10 protein-coding genes are annotated in these 21,480 nt (G+C 35.8%); 4 read left to right on the top strand and 6 right to left on the bottom strand.

The genetic code is table 11. The features are described from left to right. The first annotated feature begins 275 nt into the window (after positions 1-275). From A8L32_RS01705 to A8L32_RS01695, 3 genes are all read left to right on the top strand, one after another. Complete coding sequence (locus tag A8L32_RS01705) at positions 276-9,140, top strand: hypothetical protein (RefSeq protein ID WP_143524990.1); 8,865 nt, start codon at positions 276-278, stop codon at positions 9,138-9,140. Between the two features lie 176 nt (positions 9,141-9,316). After that, positions 9,317-9,517, top strand: a complete 201-nt coding sequence (locus A8L32_RS01700; RefSeq protein ID WP_066627022.1) for a hypothetical protein — start codon at positions 9,317-9,319, stop codon at positions 9,515-9,517. A 121-nt stretch (positions 9,518-9,638) separates the two neighbouring features. Beyond that, positions 9,639-10,010 (top strand): hypothetical protein, encoded by a 372-nt coding sequence (locus A8L32_RS01695; protein ID WP_143524989.1) that lies wholly within the window; start codon positions 9,639-9,641, stop codon positions 10,008-10,010. Between the two features lie 73 nt (positions 10,011-10,083). Here A8L32_RS01695 and A8L32_RS01690 read toward each other — a convergent pair whose 3' ends face one another. Both A8L32_RS01690 and A8L32_RS01685 read right to left on the bottom strand, forming a co-directional pair. Further along, entirely contained in the window at positions 10,084-10,287 is a 204-nt protein-coding gene (locus A8L32_RS01690) for a hypothetical protein (protein WP_066627015.1), read from the bottom strand. A gap of 158 nt (positions 10,288-10,445) precedes the next feature. Beyond that, complete coding sequence (locus tag A8L32_RS01685) at positions 10,446-10,958, bottom strand: hypothetical protein (protein WP_066627013.1); 513 nt, start codon at positions 10,956-10,958, stop codon at positions 10,446-10,448. Between the two features lie 246 nt (positions 10,959-11,204). On the opposite strand from A8L32_RS01685, the gene A8L32_RS01680 reads away from it, so the two are divergent. Then, on the top strand, positions 11,205-11,888 hold the full coding sequence (locus tag A8L32_RS01680) for a pseudouridine synthase (protein ID WP_066627010.1): 684 nt from the start codon (positions 11,205-11,207) through the stop codon (positions 11,886-11,888). Positions 11,889-11,944: 56 nt separating this feature from the next. Here the strand turns inward: A8L32_RS01680 and A8L32_RS01675 are convergent, their stop codons facing one another. From A8L32_RS01675 to A8L32_RS01660, 4 genes are all read right to left on the bottom strand, one after another. Continuing rightward, a complete protein-coding gene (locus A8L32_RS01675; RefSeq protein WP_066627008.1) occupies positions 11,945-16,006 on the bottom strand; it encodes a hybrid sensor histidine kinase/response regulator transcription factor in 4,062 nt (1,353 codons plus the stop codon). 116 nt (positions 16,007-16,122) lie between these two features. Next, a complete protein-coding gene (locus A8L32_RS01670) occupies positions 16,123-18,939 on the bottom strand; it encodes a PQQ-binding-like beta-propeller repeat protein (protein ID WP_066627006.1) in 2,817 nt (938 codons plus the stop codon). Between the two features lie 253 nt (positions 18,940-19,192). Beyond that, complete coding sequence (locus A8L32_RS01665; RefSeq protein WP_198931717.1) at positions 19,193-19,663, bottom strand: DUF5018-related domain-containing protein; 471 nt, start codon at positions 19,661-19,663, stop codon at positions 19,193-19,195. Positions 19,664-19,675: 12 nt separating this feature from the next. After that, positions 19,676-21,475: a RagB/SusD family nutrient uptake outer membrane protein gene (locus A8L32_RS01660; protein ID WP_066627001.1), complete on the bottom strand. Its 1,800-nt coding sequence runs from the start codon at positions 21,473-21,475 to the stop codon at positions 19,676-19,678. Positions 21,476-21,480: the final 5 nt, after the last annotated feature.

Below are 21,480 nucleotides of genomic sequence, written 5' to 3'. Positions count from 1 at the left end.
TCCACTCATACAAAACAAACAGAAAACACATACAATCCATTGTTTTCAATGCATAAAATGGATTAGCAAAAGGTTAACATACCAATTAGACATATACTAAATATAAAATACTACAGTAGTTTGTTAACCTTTTGCTATACCAATAAACGTACCATTTATTTTCCCTCATACGTACTTTTGCATAATCACTTACTCCAATTCTTATAGGAGTAATTAATATAGATCTTGTTGTTATGTGTTGTACGGTATTTAAAAGTGTTAAACTACTTGCATTAATGCTAATGTGTTTTGTAAGTGTAGTGGCAAACGATGTGAATCCCTCAAAAAGAGAATCCTTTGAGAATAATAAAATTAGCGTGTTATCAGAAACTCAAACTTGGTACGCACTGCGTTCGGGTGATTGGAACGATTGGGAAACCTGGACACTTGACCCTTCCGGAAACCTACCCAATAACCCAATTAATGAAGTTCCTTCTGTAGAGGATATTATTGTTATTCATACAGGTAAAACCATATCTATTCACCAAGCAAATGGAGTACTACAATGTAGCAGAATAACCATTGATGGACGTTTAGATATTTCGGCTTCGGATATCACACATTCTTTTGGACAAATACGTGGAGGTGGACGAATTATTTTGGCGAATAACAATTTTCCAGATGGAGATGCTACACACTTTAATTCATCCAGCGGACAAGGAACGGTTGTTTATACAGGGGAATCTTATGCGTTAAATACTGTATCTTCTCAGAGCTTTACGTATTACAATATGGAGGTAAACTTAAACGATGCCAACCAAGTATTAACTTTACTCGGAAACTGCAGTTTATCTAACTCCTTGGTCATATCCAAAGGTATTTTTCAAATTAATGATGATGTATCAACAAGTACTTTAAATATTACTATTGAGAATGATTTACAGATATCCTCAGGTGCTAAAATAACCGTTGGTCAAGGAAATACAATTGGCAGCAACAGCATTGGTTCTAATCAATTACCAAGTGTAGGAAATTACCATAACATGCATCACCGTTTAACGATAGGTGGTAATCTACATAATGAGGGAGAGCTTTTGTTAACCAACAGAACCTTTCCTGTTTATGATGAATTAGCTACAGACGGAGCGGCTGTTTTAGAATTTAACACCTTAAGGGATAGTAAAGCGCTATTAGAAGGAACAAGCAACTTATATACTTTAATTGTTAATAAAGGTGTGGATAAAACCTATCAATTAGAGATTGATGCAACCGATGAATCGTATTTTGCTCTATTGGGCCCCAACAGTTTAGGAAGAGTCACAAGTGCTCCCTATAGCGAATCAAATCCAGAAGTTAGAAAAGCCTTATGGATTCAGAACGGCACCCTAAAGTTGAATGGAAAAATTCATATCCCATCCTTAAGTGAAGGTAATTCAAATGGTGGTAACGGTGATTTTCAGATTGGTCAAAATGGACGATTGTGGATAGCGTCGGCAGATACCCGAGTATATACAACTGCTCAAAGTGTTAATGATGTGCCCGGACAAACAGCTCTTGGAGTTAATGGTGGAGGCGGCCATCAAGCGTTGTCTATATATGGTGAATTAATGGTTTCCGATGGATTTTTGAGTACTCGAAACAGTGCAGGACTAATTTTTTGGGGTGATGCTAATGGTCAGATGAAAATTAGTGGAGGAACTATTGAAGCTGGGCAGATTCGAAGTCAGTCAGGTGCGTCTGGAGTTGTTTCTTACAATCAATCGGGTGGTGAGATAATTATTTGGGGAAATAAAAATGGAGCTGCCATTGGTACTAATTTCCCTTTGTTTGGACTCGATAGTGAAAGTTCTGTTTTTCAAATGAGTGGTGGAAGCATCAATTTTAAGGATGCTAACAACAGTTCTGTTCCTGAATTCAAAGTATTATCAGCAGAAAGTAATTACCAAGTTACAGGAGGTAATGTTGTTGTTGAAATGGATGATACGGATGATTTTGACTATCATTCAACGGTACCCGTTTATAATCTAACCGTAAAAAGACAGGGGGAAGTTATTACAAGTATGAGTCATGCTTTTAAGTTAGAAAGCAATCTTGTGGTACTGCATGATTTAGTCTTGGAAACACCAGATCAGGTAACTAACTTCTCAAAAGATGTTGTTCGGTTTTTGCACAATGGTAATGATGTAACTATCGGAAGAAATTTCACCATTGAGCGCGCAGCAACCTATGAGCATCATGCTATGAGTGGTTATAACAATAGAAACAATACCCAATGGCTGACGAGCTGGAGCAAGAATACAACAACATTCAATGGTACAGAAGATGGGGTTCTTTATTATACCTGGTATGATAATCCATCTCACGCACAGGAGCAAGTTCTTTGGAACCTAACGGTTGATAAACAAAATGGCGCTTCCATAAAAGTTGAATGTGATGATAATAACCGTGTTGTCACAGATAATACGTATGCCCGATTGGTGAGATCAATGGGGGAATTACGTGTCGAAAATGGTACCCTAGATCAAGGAAACTGGGGAATCAGAGCTTTCGGACCCATTGTTAACAAGGGTACACTTTGTACTTATGAGCATGGGGTAACAAGGCATGGCGCTTACTTGGCAACCAATATCAGCAACCAGGATATTCAATCTTCAGATGATGCCATATTTGGGTATGTAAAACTTGAAGGAAGTACTTCTACAGCAATGACATTTACCTCTGATATATACATTAAACGATTAGACTACAAAAGGGGTAATATTAACCTGGGAACTCATAAGCTAAAGCTTGATTACCTTGTGAAATATAATACCAGGAATCCTTATGTACCTTTTAATAATATTGGAGATGCCAGTTCTACTAAGATGATTTATACTGCTGGTAATGCTTCGGATGGCGGTTTACAATTAAAAGTAGATGCTAACCAGAGTAATTACATTTTTCCGATAGGATGCAATGGAAAATATACCCCGGCCATGGTTGAGGTAAAAAATTCTAATATTTCCGATGGTTACATTACCATTGTTCCTGTTGATCAGGAGTTACAAACAACTAACTTAAATGGCGGTAGCTGTTTAAGTTATTATTGGGACGTACAACCGCAAGGTTTTGAAGCTACTAAACCTATTGTTCAATTAACCTTTAGGTATAACAACAACGATATTCCAGGTAGTATCTATAATGCCTATGACTATGTAGCTGGTGAAGTACTTAATACTGGTGCGTTTACCAGATGGTATGAGGATTCTCCTAGCCCTGATTATAGCAGTGTTGCTGAGAATTCTAAAAGCATTGTTTTAAACGGTTCTAGTGATAACGGGTTTGAGATAAAAAATGCCTCCTATACAGCTGGTAGAGAAGCTCGCTTTGAAGGCAGCCCTGAGGTATACTATCTAAATACAGGTTCAGGAACTAATCTTTGGACAAATCCAACATCATGGGTAATGGATCGAGACGCTAGCATAGCTGCCTCTGATTACCCCAAGGAAGGTGATGTGGCTATTCTTCAACGTCAAGGTGCTTTTTATAGTGGTTTGGTAACGGTTAATCAGGCTTTAAATGTGGGACGAGTTGTGTTTGATGATCAGCATGGTTATTCAGGTGGATGTCCGCGCATTATTTTTTCCAATAATAATAACTACCATGCTTACTCATCTACACTTAACTATGTTGAGGTAGCCGATACACATACAGGAACCGAATTAGATAATTATGCCGCTGTTATTGCATTTGAGATAGATGAGCATTATAATGGTGATTTGCCTAATGGTGATTTTTCCAATTTTCATCAATATGATGATGCGCTTATCATTTATGATTGGAGTGGAGCTTCTTCAAATGCTGAAATAACCCTATCAGATTCATTTACCGAATATCCCTCTTTATGGTTTAGCGGTGGAAACAATAGTCGCCTAATTAACATGCCAAATGAGGATGTAACCATTAACAGAAATATGAACATTGTGCATCACTCTATAGTCCGCGCAGGAGAAGGGAAATTAACCATTGGTAAGGATTTAAAAATAGGTCATTCAAGTTATAATAACGGGCAGTTTTTGCTTTCTTCTTCCAACGCTAATGTTTCTGAAATTAATGTTCTTCAGGATATAATACTACGCAATACTTCAAATAATAACATGGCTTCTCAAATTGCCATAGATAATGCGGGTAATCAGCTGCTGCAGCATAATCTGAATGTATACGGAGATTTCCAGCTTGAATCAGCTAATGCAAGTGTTCAACTAGGAAATGATACTAACCATGCCCATGCTGTACTTAATTTGCTGGGAGAAGGTGATCACAAATATTCATCTCAATCATCGAATGTTGTATTCTCGCGCATAATTGTGGATAAAGGAGGTTCACAAAATCATTCATTTACGTTTGAAAATGCATTTAACTTAACAGGACCAACCAATGGGTTAGCCGAAGAAAAAGCGTTTATCCTAAAAAGTGGTTCAGCTATTTTTAATTCTGCAGAAATCAATTTACCATTAAATACTGGAGGAGCTGATTTTAGAATACCTGCGGATGCGGCCTTAGTAGTGAATGCTGGGATGCTTCACTTTTATGGTGATGATAGTGGAATCTATTTAGATGGTCGCCTTCAAACGGGATCTATTCCTGGAGTTATTCCAGCCGGCACAGTCCTCATTAATGGTATGATGGCGTCGTTCTTTGGAGATGCGCCAGGTAATGGCAATAATTATATCGAATATTCTGCTTCGGGTAATGCCGAATTGATACTGGATGGAGGTATGTTGTGCGTTGGTTCGCAAATTCGTCGACCAGAGAATACGGAAGAAGGTATATTAAAATACACACAAAATAACGAGAGCGGATTGGTGGTTGGAGAATTTGCCGCGCCAGTTAATAATCGAGGTGTTTTCGAAATTTTAAATGACGGAAGTAGTTTTACTCAAAATGCCGGCGACCTTCATATTGTCAGGCCACAGGAAAATGCTACTTTCCCAGCTTTCTATTTTGATCCTGAAACGGTCAGTATTGAAAGTGGCACGAGTATTCAAATTGGTCAATCATCAGACCTTAATTCTCGGTTCTTTGACCTATATATAAACAAGGAAATAGAGAATCTAAGCATATTAGGAGCAAATAATGAAGCTAGATTGGTAACTGTACCTTTAACTGTTGGAAATCTTGATGTAGGTGATTTACAAAATACTGTTCCTATTGCTTCAACATTTAATGCCAACGGGCAAACTGTTACCATAAAAAAGGATTTTACTAATTATGGAGTGTATGAATCCAATGGCAATGAAACCATATTCACAAGTGAATCGCAACAAATAATAGGAGGAACAGCTGAAACAACTTTTTCAACCTTAAGCAAACAAGGTGCCAACAGTTTAGTGCTGGAACAAAATTGTACTGTAGAAAATCAATTAAACGTTACATCCGGTACTCTTTCCGACGGTGGTCATACAGTCACACTACAAGGAAACCTTCAAAATACTTCAGAAATTATTCATTTGTCTGGTGGCGATGGAATCTTATTTAAAGGCAACGAACAACAACTGATTGATGGCAATGGTGGTACTTTGGGTAAAATGTACATTGATAATGGGGCATTCGGAGTTAAACTAACAACAGCTACAGATTCCATTACGATTAAGAATGAACTGTGCTTAAAAGCTGGAGTCCTGGATATAGGCGAAAATCTTCTTGTAATGTCTGAAGACGCCATTTTTACTCCCATTGAATCTTATGGGACAAATAATATGATTCAAACCAATGCTTCTTTTACAGATAGTGGTATTAAAAAGTATTTTAATAATGGATATGTAGGTAGTACAACTTACCCTATAGGATCTGGAGGTAAATACACTCCAGTTGTGGCAAATATTTCATCTATTTCGGGAGGGGAATCAGCGCTTATTGTAAAAGCAGCTAATGAAATGCATCCATCCATTCAAGAAGATATTGAGAACCCTGATACTGAAATTGTCGATCGTGAAAATGCACTGAACTACTATTGGAGCTTACGCAGTACCGGAGTAACTTCCTTTACAGGCCATGTTGAAATGCATTTTACATCTAATGATATTCTTATCAGTAATCAAAATGGTTCAACGTATAGCGCTGCGGATTACATTCCTGCGCGTTTGATTTTTAATGAGTCGGATTGGAATAAGTTTGATTGGGCTGATTTTGAAGAGTCAAATGATTTAATGCGATTTAGCTATAATGGTGTTTCAGACAGTGAGATTTCTGGAGATTATACTGCAGGAGTTCAGCCCAACTCACAAACGCGTCTTGGAGCCATTCCTAATAGCGTTCCTACCTATGAGTCTGTTGTGTCGGGAGACTGGTCATCGGCATCCACTTGGCAAACAGTGCCCGCTGGAGGTGCGGTGCCTGTAGGCGGCCCAATTGGAGCTCAAGTGATCATTAATCCAGAACATACGGTTACTATAGCTCAAAAGTATCGATCCTCCTATCGTACTACCATTAACGGAACGATAAGTACGGGAACAACTTTTGGGAATCGCCTGGGTATTGTTGAAGGTACTGGAACCTTAATCAGTGAATCGGAAATAATACCTGCAGGTTTTTACGATACTTTTTTATCTGAAGAGGGAGGTACTTTAGAGTATTCTGGAACAAATGATTATGACATCTTAAATAACCTATCGGATATTAATAATCTAAAATTAAGCGGAACAGGTGAACGTCGTTTTCCCAATGTAAGTCTTAAACTAAAAGGAAACTTTACAATTCAAGGAGATAATACCTTGTTAAATTGCATTAATGAGCATAATCAAGATATGATTATTAAAGGTAACCTAAGCTTTGTTAGTGGATCTGTTAATTGGGGAAGTGCTGTAGGTAATAGTAATCCAATGGTTGAATTTTCGGGAGGTGTGAAGCAATATATAAATGGTGCGTCATCATTTACAGATGCAAATTCTTTTAATTGTTTACGTATTGATAATAGCTACGGTGTAGATTTAGAAACATCGTGTTCTATCAATAATATATTGGATTTACAAAGTGGTATTGTAAGCACAAGTTCTACAGCAAAATTAACGGTATTGAATAATTCGGTAAATGCCATTGTTGGAGGCGATGTACAAAGTTATATAAACGGACCTTTATATAAAGTTATGCAGTCGAGTCAAAACTTTAGATTTCCGCTAGGGCAATCAGGTAAGTTTGCACCCATCCATATCAATACTAGTCAAAATTCAAGTGGTCTTTGGGTGGCTGAGTATTATAAATATTCGCCATCAGACCACAGTCGCAACATGGATGTGGAGGCCTTAGAGGATCCATTGAAATATATTAGTCATCAGGAATTTTGGCGAGTTTTAGGCCCTAATGCACAGGCTAAAGCTCACATGACCTTTAATTGGGGAGCTCATAGTGGTGTAGATATGTCTATTGTGACCATGGGTGTTTGGAAGTCTAGTCCTTCTGGCGACCAGTGGCAGGCGCTTACATGTAACACACCTACAGGTAGTAATCAGACAGGAACCATCACCACAAGCACTGCCAGACCATCCTTTGATTGGAGTAATGAAGGTAGTTATTACACCTTTGCTAGCGATGTATTGTTGGCTTACTCATGGTTAGGTGGAACTAGCAACAACTGGTTTACAGCGGACAACTGGAGCTCAAATGAAGTACCAAGTGCTAACTCAGATGTGACCATCAATACAGGTATTGTTTATAATCCTTCATTAAATGGAAATGCACAAATCCGCCATCTAAATATTGTCAGTGGGAATTTAACCATAAAAGCAGGAAGTCAGGTTACCATCAATGGCGATTTAAAGGGTATTGATCATGGCTTAATCGTAGAGAATTCTAATACAGGCCTGAGTTCATTAATAAGCAAAGGCTCGGTTGAGCCATTGGTTACTTATCGCTGGCAATTACCACAATTAAGGTATTGGTATATTGGTTTGCCATTATCAGGTGTTACTATGGAAGATTTTGAGCAATCTTTAACACAAAATGGAAACGCCTATGTATTGTATAATTACAAGGATGCCTGGAATTCTATACAGGGTAACATGAATTACGACTTTTATGAATCGTCTGATATCAATACAACAGCGCTAGAAGGTTACTCTTTAAACATTAAAGATGCATCGTCTACTTTGGAGTATGACGGAAAACTGAACGCCTCAGATAGTTACAGTAGGAGCTTTGTAAAAGCAGGATGGTACTTGGTAGGTAATCCGTACCCTAGCTATTTAGATATTACCAACGGTATTGATTTGGGTAGTTTTAAAGAAAGTACTTGGGTAAGAACTAACCTAGGTAACAATTCTCGTGGTTTTGCCACCTATAATATAGCATCTGGTTTAGGACAAAACGGAGGGACTAAATATATTGTACCTGGCCAAAGTTTTTGGGTAAGAACCTATACTGGTAATGATGACATTGTCATCAATTCGCGAGCACAGCTACATTCATCTGTCGCATCACAGTTAAAAAGTGCATCAGCTGAGGCCAATGATGTAATCAGACTACTATTGGAGCAAGGTGATATTTCGGATGAGTTAGTGTTGGCATTTAGGGAAGAAGGTAGTTTTGATGTGACGAAGTACGATTCGGAGAAACGAATGGGTGATGATGCATCAGCAAATATTTTTGCACAAAAAGCAAGTAAACTTCTTTCTATAAATGTATTGCCCCAGCCTAACGATACCATTGTTATACCAGTGGGGTATCAGTTAAGTAATGAGCCAAATAGCACCTTGCAGTTGAATATTTCGGATATTAATAGTGTTAATACCTCTTGGGATATTTTATTAAAAGATAATGCTAAGAATCATTTAATTAACCTTAGAAACCAATCGGCATACCATTTTGAACATATGGATAATACGAATGATAGATTTGAATTATTGGTGTGCAAAAATCAACTTTCCACTACATTGCCATCTGAAAAGTTAAATCAATCGGAGGTTAATATTTACGCTAAAGACGAGATGGTGAAAATAAATATTAACGAAAATTCATCATTAAAATCCTCGGAATATAAAGTATCTATTTATGACTTAAGCGGGCAAAGTATTCATCAAGGAATCTTTAATACATCCTATTACCAAATACCTTTAAAAGGAAATAGAGTTGCTATTGTAAAAGTACAAAGCGATGGTATGGAGATAACTAAAAAAGTGGTTTTATAAACAATGTATTTAAATCAATTTATAATAGGGTGTGCTGTAATAATAGTACTTCACTTAATAGCACTGTTTAATAAACGTATAATAGTATTTGTAATGAAGCTTACTCTTTGGGTAAAACCTATTCTTACTAAAGTGTTTTGGCATTTAAAAAAGCATTTTAAATCAGGGAGTTATTAATGAAGCATAAATGTAAAATATATTGCATTAAAGTTGGGGATGTTTTTCTAGCAAAAAGTAATGATTATCCTATTGGTGTGATTAAGGCATCATCTAATATTTCCCTATTAAGCAAAATTTATAAAACTCTTTTAAAAGAGTTTGGTCATGAGGATACTAATAAAACAATTGTAGAAATTAAATGGCAGAAAGATGAATAAATCAGTATAAAAAAAGATTAACCAGTTAGCTTCAGTGCTAGTATACCTTTTGCTAACTCTATAATTCTCATAACTATGTATTTGTATTTATCTTAATAGGACGAAAACAAATATTATGCTTATGATATATCAAATTTACCATCCAGAAGATAACTATTTTGATGTTTTATTACTGCATGAAAATAATATAGATAGAATAAAGGTATTTATTAATTCACTACTTCATTACCCTCCTAGCATTCGCCCCATTCGCATGATCGTTGAAATAGAGAAAGATGCATTAGGAATAAGTGTAGATGAATTAAATACAGTTTGGAGTTTAAGCAAATCCGTAGCTATTGCATTTGGATCTGTTCGTGTTGGTATTGTAGTAAAAGAACCTATTCTAACTGCATTTGCTTGTATTTACAAAAGCTTAGTAGATGATCCGAATTATCAACTAAATATTTTCTGTACTCACGAAGCTGCAAGTAAATGGCTTATTCATAAATAGAGTGAGAAGTTATTAAAACTCCTCACTCCATCGGCAGCCAACCTCACTGCCAATCATCACCACTATTAAACAACTAATTATAGTCTGGACTATCTCCTCCAAATGGACTATTCTGATTTTTAAATATTAACTCCTCCCGTTGTTTTGCTTGGCTCATTCCAAATGGATTATCATCCCCTGGATCTCCTGGAGGTAAACTGGTCATCATTAGCGAAATTTCATTATCTATATCAATCTCCTCAACAACCGGCCTAAAATACCTTTTCTTTCTCTTCATTATCAGATATTAAAATCAACCATCAAATGTACCAGTACTAGTATTAATAAAATAGAACTTGTTAACCATTTGAAACCTTAAAATGATAATTATGACCAAGAGGTTAAGGTGATATTAGAAGATACTTTAAATGCGTTTCTACTGAATAATCATGAAAACTAATTTTGGCAGATATCGATATCTTGTATATGAATATAGCTTTTGAGTGATTCTAAAAACTCTAAGGATTGTTTTATACACTTCTGATGATGGTTATCCGTAACTGTATTTATATTTCTACCATTACACCCCTTACTAAAAACAATAATTTGTTTTCTAAGTAGGAATAAACTTGTTATCGCTTCTTTATATGATTTAGATGTTTCATCTTCATTGAATTTATCATACATTTTTCGCGCTCTTAGTAAGTGTATTTGAATTTGTTCTAGAATTTTTAATCGCATATCTATATCCATCGCTTTCAATGAACATATTTCTGAAAAGAAATCTAGCCCAACACGCTTTGATTTACGACTATAATATCTAATCCGATTTAATACTGCAGCGTTTTCCTTACCGTTTGAACACTTTTTTTCCTCATCATTACAAAAGCACTCCATTTCTTTTATGATAGTAAAATAACTATAAATACGACTACTCAAATAAGTACCATCATTATTCATCTTATCCATTTATTGTTTTTTCACAAAAGAACAGATTAAGAATATAACTAGGTATATGCTGTTAACTATTTGCTAATTGAAACAAACTTTGGTAGCGTATCTAAAACTATCTATATATATAATTGATAATGTAGAAAATACAACTCAAGTCTTTTATTAGAATTAGAAATTTTAACTTTAATCGAAAGGTAGCTTTCGCTACTAATAAGCTTTACTATCTTTGCGGACTTCCTTTTTAAAAGACAGAAAAAGCATATGTTACAGATAGTTTATCAGGATGAGTATTTTGTGGCCATTAATAAACCACACGGTTTATTGGTTCATAAAAGCCCCATTGCCACCGATGTGCAAGAATTTGCCGTACAATTACTTCAAGAACAATTGGAGCGAAAGGTATTTCCTATACATCGCTTAGATAGAAAAACATCGGGTATTTTAATATTTGCATTAAGTAGCGAGTATGCCAAAGCCATGCAAACTATTTTTGTAAATGATAATACTAAAAAAATATATTGGGCCATTGTAAGAGGTTATTTTCCTGATGAGATTGAAGTAGATTATGCCCTCACTAACGACAAAGGCAAAGTTCAAGAAGCCGTGACTTCCTTTAAAACATTTACCCGATCAGAGCTAAATATCCCATTGGGTAAATTTGAAACTTCGCGTTATTCTTTTATTCAAGCTTCTCCAAAAACAGGGAGAATGCACCAAATAAGAAAACACCTGAGCCACCTACACCATCCTATCATAGGAGATCGCCCGCATGGTTGCAATAAGCAAAACCGCATGTTCAAAGAAAAGTGGAATATGATGACCATGCTTCTTCATGCCAAAGAAATGCATTTTACTCATCCCATAACAGAGGAACCAATAATTCTTAGAGCTCCCCTATTTTCAACTTTTGAGAATATGATAAAGGAGTTGCAGTTGAAACACTAACCATTTAAAGAGTGAGAGTTCACTATAGTTATTATCCTGTGTTGATAGAATAAAACCTACTCCAATTTTCTTCTGGTTTCGCTGGCATACTTGCCCGGTGTAACACCAAATTTTTCTTTAAACAGCTTGGTAAAGTGCGTTCTGCTTTTAAATCCAGTCATGGCAAAAACTTCGTTGACGCTTATCTTCTTTTGCACTAAAAATTCGGCTGCTTTTTTAATTCTGTAGTCTTTTAAAAGTTCATATGGTGTTGAGTTAGTTACCGCTTTTACTTTTTTAAAGAATAAAGAACGACTTAAAAACAATTCCTTAGCAAAGGAATCAATATCTAAATCCTGATTATCCATATTCTCCGATATAAGACTATATAGTTTTTCGATAAAAGCATGGTCTTTGCTGCTCTCTTGGCTACTATCTAAGGTCAATGGTAAATTCGATAGAAAACGCTCTCGCAACTGCTTCCTATTCTTAAGCAATGTTTCCATATTCGTTACCAAATGCTGCAAGTCAAACGGTTTTTTGATATAGGCATCAGCCCCCACTTTTAAGCCCTTAATCCTATCATTATCCGCAATACATGCGGTCAGCAATATAATAGGTATATGACTTGTTTTAATATCAGTTTTAACCTGCTTACAAAGATCCAGACCATTCATTTCAGGCATTAAAACATCACTGATTAATATATCGGGCCATTCGCTCTCCAAGGCATTCATACACTCCTTACCATTAGAAAAAGCTTTCACCTTAAAGTATTCAGAAAGAGACTCCGTAATATACTCACGCATATCTTGGTTATCCTCCGCCAAAAAAACTTTTATATTAGAAAAACTACTATCCAAAACAATATCACTGTTTTGATGAATGTCTTCGTTTAAATCAGCACTGACACCTTGCTCTTCCAAAGAAAGAATTTCAGCTGTTTGCTGCGTAGTTACTACATCATCTACAACTATGGGTAAACGTAAAGTAAAGGTGGAGCCAATATTAACGGTACTCTCAGCATTTATAAACCCATAGTGCATATCCACCAACCTTTTCGAAAATGCCAATCCTATACCAGAACCACCTACATGAACTTGTTCTCTATTTTTTGATTGATAAAAACGATTAAAAATATTCGGTAAATCTTCTGCACTGATACCTTTTCCTGTATCGCTTATTTTAACGATTAACTCTCCTTGCTTTCGCTCGTATGCAAGACTTATTTTATCATTGGGTTTGCTGTACTTAAAGGCATTATTTAACAGGTTATTCAGCACCTTCTCCAACTTATCTTTATCTGCCGAAACGTAAATCTTCTCATGACTATCATGCACTTCAAGTAATTTATTCTCGTGTTTAGATAAGAATCTAAAATCGGATAATAAATGATCTACAAAATCATTAAAACAGAAATTGGAATATTCCATTTTAAGTAAGTTTTCATCTGCCTTCTGGAAATCGTGAACCTGGTCGACTAGCTGGGATATTTTTTGCGATTGACGTTTTACCAACATCAATTTTTCATTTAATTCTTCGTTACCTTTATACCTGTTTAGTAATTGCGATATAGGTCCAGATATCAGCGTAATAGGCGTTCGAATTTCGTGTGAGATATCAGAAAAAAAGCGAAGTTTTGCTGCATTTATATTTTTAGCTTGGTCCTTCTCCACCTTCTCAATCTGCAAATTATACTTTAACCTTTGTAGTCGAACGATAAAGTAAACCACCACAAAGCTCACCAAAATAACAGTTAGCACATAAATTACATACGCCCACCCAGTTTTCCAAAACGGTGTTTCAATGGTTATTTTTAAGGCCTTTGCCTCGGTCCAGTTTTTAATAGAGTTGGATACACTCACCAACAAAGTATATTCGCCATGTGGCAAACCACTATAACTGATGTGCCTATGCTCAGTTGTATTGATAATCCAATCTTTATTAAAAGGAACTAACTTATACCTGTAATAGTAGTTTTTAGGACTTCCGAAATGCAAGGATTTTAACTCAAATGAAAATACATTTTCGTCATGCTCCAGACTAATATGTTGTGTTTTGTTAATGTGCTGTTTCAATAAAACTCTATCATTTAAAGAATCTCCAGGCGCAATGCTTTTATTCAAAACTTTAAAATCGTCGAAGGCAAATGTGGGAAAATAATCATGATACTTAATATCCTCAGGATTGAAATAACATAAACCATTTACACCACCTAGTAACACCTGTCCATTATTTAAACTTGTAGATGAAAACCAAAAATCGTGAAAAGGTAGTCCGTCTCTAATACCAAATTTTCTTAATATCTTCGATTTTGATTCATAAACATTTAGTCCTGCATTGGTCGTTATCCATAAATTATCATTTTTATCAGCCACTAAATCACGCACCACATTATTGGATAAACCATCCTCCTCAGAAATGGAATAAAAAGTAGGCTCCCAATTACTATCTTTTACCTGACAAATTCCACCACGCTCCGTGGCCACCCATAATTCGTTATTTTTTAAGCGAATAATACTGGTGATAAAATTACTGGTGATTGACCTATGGTTTGTTTTATCCCGTTGATAATTGTCTACATCAGCCTTATTGAGCAACTCATCATTGGCACAGTTAATGCGATATAAACCATCCGTTTTTGTACCTAACCATAAAAAATCATAGGTCGGATCCAGATACATGCTTTTCGTATTCTCTAAACTTTTGTTTTTAAAGAATAAGTTATCTGCTAACGAACTAACATTCGTTACTCTGGAACTGTCATTAACGGCTAGTTTAAGTACGTTATTGTTGTTTCTTAGCCATATGTTCCCGTATTTATCTTCCAATAAATCGCGCGGATAAACGTTCTTCAATAAAGGATAATCGTCCTGATTTAAAACCTCAATAGTCTGTTCATCTTTTTTAACAATACACAAACCCAAACGATAAATATATAACCAAGTATTCCCTCTTGAATCTAATAAAATCACTTGCACGCGCGCCTTTTCCTGAGGTGATAATTCAAATGGCAAGGGTTCAAACATTTGGCTTTCGGTATTAAATAAACCAACCCCTCCTATGGAACCAACAATATATGATCGAGCACTATCCAAAGGCGCAATATGGGCAATCATATTAGAACGAATACTGTTCTCCTGCTTCATGCCAATATCAAAGGATTTAAAGGGATTGTCATTCACATCGAAGCGAAAAACACCCTCATTTTGCGTTCCTATCCAACAGCCTTTTTGCTTGGTTTGAATAATAGTATTGGCTCTTACTTTTGCATTTTTAATTTGAAAAACCGAACTCTGTATTTCTTTACCTTGCAGTACGCCTTCAATATTTTTAACGCGAACTACACCGTTATTTATGGTTCCTAACCAGATATTACCAATAGAATCTATTGATGCTGCTCTTATACGCTCCTTTTCAAAATACCGTTGTCCTACTCTAGGCTTTTGCTTTAAGCTATCCAACCGAATAACACTCATACCTACGTTGGCATAAGCCAGCACAGCAGTATCATTCAACGCAGTTAAGGCATGACATACAGGAAATGGCTTTTTTAATATATGACGGTATTCCTTTGAATCTACATCAAATAACAACACCCCTTTATTGGTAGCCAATAAATATTCTGATGAATATATTTTTAAGGCATCATGAATTAAAATATTCCCTTGAAATATATACTTGGATGGAAGATACTGACCAATAAAACCATAATCGAAATTAAAAAGTAAAATACCTTCCTCATCCGTGATACAAATCACCACCTTATTCTCTTCATCCATTATAATTTTTCGGACTATAGGTCCAACTTTACCTTTGCCCTCTAATATATTGGAATATAAATCGGAGAATTGTTGCTGATTAAAATTGAATAAGGTAATTCCTTCCTCAGTTCCTATCCATAAGTTTCCATTACTATCCTCGTTAATACAACGGATGCGACTACTTAATAAGATATCCTCCTTCAGGTCATTTTTAAAGGTTTTTATTTCGTAACCATCATATCTATTCAGTCCATCGTACGTTCCAAACCATAAATATCCTCGTGAATCTTCATGTATAGCAGTTATACCGTTATGGGATAAACCTTCTTCAATGGCTATTTTTTGAGAATAATCAAGTTTTACTTGATTTGCCATTATCATTGAATAATTAATAATAACAAGCAAGGATGAAAAAAATATTCTCAACATATTATTCGTTCTCGTATTGTTGTTTAACCTGAGTTGTAATTCTGAAACAACAAAAATAACTTTTATCTCAAAGGTTCAGCTATTTCAACATCAATAAATCGGAAAGATCCACAAGGAATACTGATTTTCAGCTCTCTGGCATTACTCACTTCAAAAGGTTCCCCGCTCAGTATATCCTTTACTACAACCGGCTTTATAGTATGAAACGATACAAAAACATCTCTATCATCAGGATTAATATAACCTCCGTCGATAAGCGTAAGTCTAATATGATTTGGGGATGATTCGGCAGCCACCCATGCTACATTGCCCTTTACAGTAATTGGAATTTGTTTGGCACTGCTTTCAATCTCCTTCTGAATAGTTTTGTAATACTCATCAGCCGCATATTTTTGTTTTCCATCCGACGAATAGTAATACCTTCCATCCGTTAAATATTCCTTACTAATATTTTTATACAAAGGATGTAGATGATCGGCTAGTGCGCCTCGCACAGCTTTTTCATCGGCAAAAACACCATTTTGTGGAGCCGTTAGCAACACCATACCATGGCTATAATTGGCTAGGAAATTCTGATATCGATCCTTAACGCCTGCTGCATATTTAGAAAAATCCCAATCCGTTACCGGAGCTGCTGGCCACGATCCACTCAAACGACTAAAAACAAAGGAGTTGTTTTTCTCAAACTCCTCATCATAAAAGGTAGTCCATTTTATATTGCTGCTTCTGTTGATAAAATGCTCATCGGGTTTAACCATACCTATATGAACGGGCGAAAAGCTAACAATTTCGGAACGTTTAGGTACATATAAAGCTCCTTTTGCAATCAACTCCCAAAGTAAACTCATATATGGTTGATCTACCGGAAAGTTATCGAGATACTGCGCTCCACTTGAAATATGATAAACCATCATACGTAAAAAATGGTTGGGTAACATTTGGTGCGAGTGCTGACGTAAACGATCGAAACTTGGATTATCGCGTGCACATCTCGAACCCCAACTATCTGTTGCTCCACAAGCCCACACACCCATGCGTGCTGCAATACTCAATTCCATTGATTTATCTGACGTTTCCTCCATCGATGGTACAAACACATCTGAATATTCACCCGACATTAAACCGTTCCACATTGGTAAATGAGCCGTTGAAAACCAAAACGAATGCTTGGTGCGCACAAATATGTTGGCATTCTTCTTTCTACAATATTTAGCTAATGGATAAAAATAATCGTCCATTACATAGGCAAAATGATCAGAATGATCCTCTAACTCAGGATATATTAAAACCGTTTTTTTACCCTCGGCATGATCTAATATTTTTTTAACCGTATTTAAACGAAGCATATACGGATCGTTACCATGACCGCCCCAAAAAGCCAAACCTTCGCCACCTTTATAATGCGGCACCACAGCATCCACAATCTCCTGACTTGTTGCAGTATATTTTCGGCGTTTATCTCTTCTAGCAAAGTAACGTTCATCTTTAATATCTGATCTATCTGAATTTTCAGCTACTCCTAAATGCGTTTTATTAAAAAACACAGGACTGCTATACTTTGTCTTTAATTCGTCAATCAAATCACCAACACCTCTGGTACTTTCTGAAAGTAAATTAACAGGAAGTGGTTCTCGTTCCCATTCAGGAGCAGTATAATCTTTTAAGTTTGCTTTTATTTCAGCAGTGTTCTTTAAAATACTTTCTATTTTACCAGTCGGGTTTAAGTTTTCATATTCATTTTTCCAGTTTGGATTTGATGTATCAATAATATGAATACAACTACCTCCACTTTGCGCACTGGCTAAAATAATTTTATTCGATTCTTTGTCATTCCACATATCGTTAAACGAATACTTACAAGCCAGCACTACGGCACCATCTGTACTTAAATCCATTGGCACTAATAGAATTCTAGCTCCTAAAAGAATAAAATATTTTTGCTGATTATTATCCATTATCACTTCTGGCTGCGTCACACGATAGCCAAAATTATCGATGGAATCTTTCAGCTCTTTCATATTAAAAATGGACTGCTGCTCAGTTTCCATCTCCAGCTTTAATAACTGCGATGCATCCAACATGGTACTCGTTCCGAATAACAATTCGTCGTTACCATCCAAATTTGTATCAACAACTCTTAATTCTCCTATAGGTCGTCCATCTTTAAGCTTTATGGTTTTAAATGGTTTTTCATCTAAGGGATTAAAAAAATACACCGAACCTCTCGCCCATACAGCCATGGAATGTATCACACCATGGACCGCCAACACTTCTTTTCCATCCTTCTTTTTTACGGTTCTGATGTAATTAGCTAAATGGCAAGTACTATCTGGAATGGCCTTTGAATATGGTTGAACGGGATTTTCATTGGAGTAACTATAAGAGGAAATTGTTTTTACCAACGCCCCTTTATCAGAAAGGTAGTATATATTTTTATTGTATCCTCCACAAACCACGTAAGGCGTTTTGTCCTGATGAATAACGGTAACTGAATACATAGGTGCATCGTTTTCCTTAAATTGCCAAACCAAGTCACCTTTATGGTTTAAACAGTATAAGGTACCATCCGCATTTGCAGCAAATATTTCATCTACCCCATCTCCTGTAATATCAGCACACCACATATCATGATTCATAAAACCAGATAATTTATTCTCCCAAAGCACCTGACCTCCTTCACTTACGCCTATAATTGTTCCTTCGTAAGTACTTGCTGCAATATAGTTTTGGTTTGCTTTTGCGGTGCGCACCTTACTTATAGTATATCCTGTTTCAATACTAGTAAGCCCCTGGTTATGTTTGCTTTTTGACGATCCTGTGCAGTTCATCAACATTAAGCTTAAAGCAGATACAATTACAAATAGGTATTGAGTTTTCATTGCGTAATTTTTCTTTCGGTTTAACGATTTCAAGGTGCTAGTTATTTCATTCTAAACCTGCATTAACAGTACACAATATGTGCTTACCAGTATAATATTAGAATTATTCTGTGAAACGATACTTTTTACCATCACCTTATTCTTAAAACAATTCCTATTAAATATTGTATCTACAAAAAATGCTACACTATGAAAAAATTCATTGGTGTAGCATCCTTAATTTTAGAAGTATAAAACTCCTTTATATTACTGATTACTTGATAAAATCAACAATATTAATGGTCCATACTTTTTTAGTTTTGCCATCAGCTGCTGTTACTTCATACTGAAATGAAGATCCACTAAAATCCTGAATAATGCCCAGTTTAGGAGCATTACCAATAGGCTTTAGTGAAGCCGCTGTAGAAATATTACAATATCCTACAATATTTGATTCTGTAACCAAATCTCTTACCTCTGTAGGAAAATCATCTGATGCAGCAGGAACAGTAATTGTACAATCTACCACATTATTTTCAGTATCAATGGTATTAGTTACATCTAATGTTTGAACACTTAATTGATCGTTATCTACATTTTTAACTACCCATCTATATTCAAATTTAAAGCTTGTAATTTCAGCATCTTCAAATGCAGGAAGATCATCTAAACCACTTTTTAAACAAGATGTAAAAAGTAAGATGCTTAACAATGCGGGTACTAATTTTAATATTTTATTCATCATATCTATTATTTTTTACTCCCATCCTGGGTTTTGGTCATACAAATCATTTAACTCTCTTTCTTTTTCGGGTACAGGGAATAAATAGCGCTTTTCCGTAAATCTACTTTCCTGGTTAGAAGCGTGAATTTCAAGATCCTTAATTTCAAAGCTCTTACCATCGGCTGAAATCTCAAAAAACTTATGCTTTACATTATTCAACTCAGGAATTATTCCGCCACCAGCTTCTTTACCCCATCGTAATAAAGACCAGTATCTATCATTCTCCATAAACAACTCAACCCTACGCTCTATTTTATACCATTTCCATACTTCATCAATGGCTAAACCATCCGCTAATGCTGGCAATTGACCATGTGTAGTTCTGGTTTTGTTTAAGTATTCCGTAGCTACACCAGGCTCATTTAATCGTAACATTACCTCGGCATAGTTCAGGTACGCTCTACCCAAACGAGTAATACAATGGTGATAATTGGTGTTTACTTTAGCTTTAAAATTTTCTACATCATAAATTCCTTTTTTGGTAAAGAATCCAGAAGGCGTAGACATATTAATACCTTTATTACTTTCCTTGTAATGCATATTACCACCCAAACGCATAGTAATAGTATTGCTAAAATATTTTGTTGAATCCAATACAATAGAAGCCTTAAGTCTTGCATCTCGATGCCCATGAATGGCTTTAGAAACATACCCTCCATTGGTCATAAAATCCTGATAATAGGTAGTCTCATTCCATTTTTTAGCTGTTCCATCTGTATCAATAGCTAAATATGCCTCCACCATATCAAATGAAGGCCAGCACTTAGTCCAACCTAAAAATGATTCATTAAGCTTTGGTGTACCTGTAGTTTTTGCCACTTCCATATTGGGCACTAAACCTTGCATTGGGGTAAGAATAAACATGGTAGCATCAACGTGTTTATACTGAGCCAAAATTATTTCACTGGAGGTTAATGCATTGGCATAATTATTAAAAAGAGCCTCGTAATTATCATCTAAACCGTAGCCTAATGCAAATAAATCTTCACTTGCTTTTTTGGCTATTTGATAATACTCATTTTTACCCGACTCTATATAAGCCGCACCTTGTAAAGCAATTTCTGCTAACATGGCGTATGCAGCACCTTGTGTTAATTGACCTTTGTTTTTATCGCCTGCTACGGGTAAGTCAGCCGCCGCCTCTTGTAAATCCTTTACAATAAAATCGTAGGTTTCTTTAATTGTACTAGAACGCGGTAACTTCAGGTCATCTTCTGGAGTTAAAACTTTATCAACAATTACATACTTACCAAATAAACGCGCTTTTGTATAATAGATTAATGCACGTAACATTTTACCTTGTGCAATTAAAGCTGGCTTATCAACGTCTGCAATACCATTTGAAGCGCTTACTTTTTCGATTATTAAATTACAATCTCTAATTACTTCAAAAGATTTTTCTTTGATGGGATTTTTACGTCCTAATGGAGCTCCTCCAAACCAATAATATGAATTATTCTTTGCCCAACCTGCATCGTAATATTTATCCATTAAATCGCGCGATACAATATCCGATTTCGCAGTCAGCATATTATCGGTTGAATAATCGCTACCTACTCCTCCAAACTTTCTATCCGGGTCGTTAGGGTTTACCAACAATTCAGGAATAACGGAAGTATACGTGTTATAAATAAATCCTTGGGCTAAATTAGCATCATTCCAAACATCTAGTTCGGTGTATTTATCCAAGGGTTTTGTATTTAATAAATCGTCGCTGCACGAAATGTGAAGCAATCCGACCATTACAATCAAACTATATATTAATTTCTTCATTTTCT

The sequence above is a fragment of the Labilibacter marinus genome (assembly GCF_001659685.2).
Lineage (GTDB): Bacteria > Bacteroidota > Bacteroidia > Bacteroidales > Marinilabiliaceae > Saccharicrinis > Saccharicrinis marinus.
This window is presented reverse-complemented; position numbering and strand designations above follow the sequence as displayed.

Bases quoted from the DNA above. Each gene is read 5' to 3' on its own strand.
- A8L32_RS01705 (WP_143524990.1), top strand. From the start codon at position 276: ATGCTAATGTGTTTTGTAAGTGTAGTGGCAAACGATGTGAATCCCTCA.
- A8L32_RS01700 (WP_066627022.1), top strand. From the start codon at position 9,317: ATGAAGCATAAATGTAAAATATATTGCATTAAAGTTGGGGATGTTTTT.
- A8L32_RS01695 (WP_143524989.1), top strand. From the start codon at position 9,639: ATGATATATCAAATTTACCATCCAGAAGATAACTATTTTGATGTTTTA.
- A8L32_RS01690 (WP_066627015.1), bottom strand. From the start codon at position 10,287: ATGAAGAGAAAGAAAAGGTATTTTAGGCCGGTTGTTGAGGAGATTGAT.
- A8L32_RS01685 (WP_066627013.1), bottom strand. From the start codon at position 10,958: ATGGATAAGATGAATAATGATGGTACTTATTTGAGTAGTCGTATTTAT.
- A8L32_RS01680 (WP_066627010.1), top strand. From the start codon at position 11,205: ATGTTACAGATAGTTTATCAGGATGAGTATTTTGTGGCCATTAATAAA.
- A8L32_RS01675 (WP_066627008.1), bottom strand. From the start codon at position 16,006: ATGGCAAATCAAGTAAAACTTGATTATTCTCAAAAAATAGCCATTGAA.
- A8L32_RS01670 (WP_066627006.1), bottom strand. From the start codon at position 18,939: ATGAAAACTCAATACCTATTTGTAATTGTATCTGCTTTAAGCTTAATG.
- A8L32_RS01665 (WP_198931717.1), bottom strand. From the start codon at position 19,663: ATGATGAATAAAATATTAAAATTAGTACCCGCATTGTTAAGCATCTTA.
- A8L32_RS01660 (WP_066627001.1), bottom strand. From the start codon at position 21,475: ATGAAGAAATTAATATATAGTTTGATTGTAATGGTCGGATTGCTTCAC.